Origin of the sequence: Hansschlegelia zhihuaiae (genome assembly GCF_004103825.1) — a bacterium.
Classification (GTDB): Bacteria; Pseudomonadota; Alphaproteobacteria; order Rhizobiales; family Methylopilaceae; genus Methylopila; species Methylopila zhihuaiae.
This window is the reverse complement of record NZ_RYFI01000027.1, coordinates 35,359-37,757: the sequence shown is the minus strand read 5'-3', so window position 1 is coordinate 37,757 and position 2,399 is coordinate 35,359. Positions and strand designations below refer to the sequence as shown.

Genomic DNA, 2,399 nt, shown 5'->3' with positions numbered 1-2,399 from the left:
CCCCCCCCCCCGCCGGTCGCCCAGTCCAGCAGCTCCGCTGTGTGGACGCATGGGATCGCCGTGCCGGAGCGGATCTGCGTCAGGCAGCCGATATTGCCCGCGGCCACGATCTCCGGCGCGGTCCGCTCGATATTGGCGACCTTCCGGTCGCGGAGCCGCGTGGCGATCGCGGGCTGCAGGATGGTGTAGGTGCCGGCCGAGCCGCAGCAGAGATGGCCCTCCGCCGGCTCCTTCACGCGGAAGCCCGCGCCGCGCAGCAACGCCTTCGGCTCCTCGCGGATCGACTGGCCGTGCTGCATCGAGCAGGCGGAGTGGTAGGTGACCGCCTGCCCGGTCTCGCGCGCGACCTTCAGCTCGAGTCCCGCCGCGACCTCCGAAAAATCCTTGGCGAGAGCGGAGATGCGGGCCGCCTTCTCGGCGTAGGCCGCGTCCTGGCGAAGCATGAAGCCGTAATCCTTGATGGTGGTGCCGCAGCCCGAGGTCGTGATGACGATCGCGTCGAGGCCGCCTTCGTCGAGCACGCGCGTCCAGGCGTCGATGTTGCGCTTGGCGGCCTGATGGCTGTCGTGCTCGCGGCCCATATGGTGGACCAGCGCGCCGCAGCAGCCCTCGCCCGCCGCCTGCACCACCTCGACGCCGTGGCGGTTGAGGAAGCGGATCGCCGCCTCGTTGATCGAGGGCTCCAGCACCGGCTGCGCGCAGCCCTGCAGGATCGCGACGCGCATCTTGCGCTCGCCCTCGGGCGGGAACACCGCCGGGCCCTCATGGCCCGAGCGGCCGGCGGCGCGGGACGGCGCGAGCCTCAGCATCGCGGCGAGGCGCTCGAGGCCCGGCGTTTTCGCGAAGAGCGGCGCGAGCGGCTTCGCGAACCAGGCGCCTGCGAGCGCCAGCCGGAACCGGCCGGGATGGGGCAGCACGAAGGCCAGCAGCGCGCGCATCAGCCGGTCGGCGAGCGGTCGCCGGTAGGTGTTCTCGATATGGGCGCGGGCGTGGTCGACGAGGTGCATGTAATGCACGTCGGACGGACAGGTGGTCATGCAGGACAGGCACGACAGGCAGCGGTCGATGTGCTTGACGATCTGCGGCGTCGCGGGCTTGCCGCCCTCCAGCATGTCCTTGATCTGGTAGATTCTTCCGCGCGGAGAATCGAGCTCGTCGCCGAGCAGCACATAGGTCGGGCAGGTCGCGGTGCAGAAGCCGCAATGCACGCAGGTGCGCAGGATCTTCTCCGAGGCCGCGAGCTGCGGATCGGCGGCGAGGCGTTCGGGGGCGAAGGCGGTCTGCATGTGACGTCGATCGAACTGCCTTAGCGCTCGGCGTAGTACTGCGCGGAAAAGCGCGCGATCTTCTTGTCGAGCGTGTGGATGGTGACGCGGAACAGGGCCCGGGACGAGCCGCCCCCCACGATGCGTTCGGAGGTGAACTCCTGGCCGCCGATCGGCCAGCGGTGGAACATGCGCTCCGTCCGGTTCAGCAGGTCGAAACCGTTGCCATCAAGCAGCATGGCGGCCTCGTTGAAGCTCATGCCCGGCGGGAAATGGCAGGCCAGCCGCTCGGTGACGTCGGCCCGCTGCGCGCGCTCGCGCGCCATGATCTCGGCGAGCGCCTGGTCGATCGGCGGGCAGGACTGTGCAGTGGCGGCCTGCGGCGCGACCGCGAGCGCCAGGACCGCCACGAGCCGCATTTCCGACCAGCGGATCATCGCCGGCCCCTCCGGTTTCGCCCGCCTCAGCCCCGGACATGCATCCGCCCCGGATTGAGCACGCCCGCCGGATCGAAGGCCGCCGTCACTTCCGCGGTCAGCCTTGCGAGCGCCGGCGCCTCCGGCTCGAACACGGCGACCGAAGCCCGCACCCCGTCATCGGCGCGGATAAGGGTCGCGTGCGCGTGGGCCCGTCGAACCAGCGGCCGGATGACGCCCGCGCCGGCGTCGTCCGAGGGATCGACCGCGACCCAGACCAGGCCGCCGCTCCAGTCGTAGAAATGCGCCGCCGGAAGGTCGCCGAGGCTCGCGACCAGCGCCGCCGCGCGCGACGGTGCGACCGAAATGCGCCAGATCTGGCGGGAAGCGGCGCCGAGCAGCGGCGCCGCCGCGGCGATCTCGCGCCAGAGAGCCCGCGAGGCCTCGGCCTCAAGGCGCGCCGCCGCGCCGTAAGGCTTGAGCAGCTTGGCGAGTTCGCCGGAGCGATATTCGAGCTGGGTGCGGAAGTTCTCGAGCCGCAGGACCGTTCGGGCCGGCGCGCCGCCGGCGGCCGGCAGATGCGCCGCGCCGGTCGGCTCGAAGGGCGAGCCCATGGCGGCGCACAGCGCCGCGACCCCCTTGGCGTCGTCGAGCCCCTCGATCACCAGCGAGGTCTCGGTCTCGGGGATCGGCAGCGTCTTGAACGTCCCCTCGGTGA

3 protein-coding genes are annotated in these 2,399 nt (G+C 71.4%); all 3 read right to left on the bottom strand.

Translation table 11 applies throughout. From position 1 onward, the window contains the following. A partial coding sequence (gene glcF / locus EK403_RS20335) for a glycolate oxidase subunit GlcF (protein ID WP_128779299.1) occupies window positions 1-1,286 on the bottom strand: 1,286 nt, incomplete at its 3' end. A gap of 20 nt (window positions 1,287-1,306) precedes the next feature. Beyond that, window positions 1,307-1,702 (bottom strand): hypothetical protein, encoded by a 396-nt coding sequence (locus tag EK403_RS20330; RefSeq protein ID WP_128779281.1) that lies wholly within the window; start codon window positions 1,700-1,702, stop codon window positions 1,307-1,309. Window positions 1,703-1,728: 26 nt separating this feature from the next. Beyond that, the coding region (locus EK403_RS23495; RefSeq protein ID WP_487327332.1) for a glycolate oxidase subunit GlcE family protein at window positions 1,729-2,399 on the bottom strand (671 nt) is incomplete at its 5' end.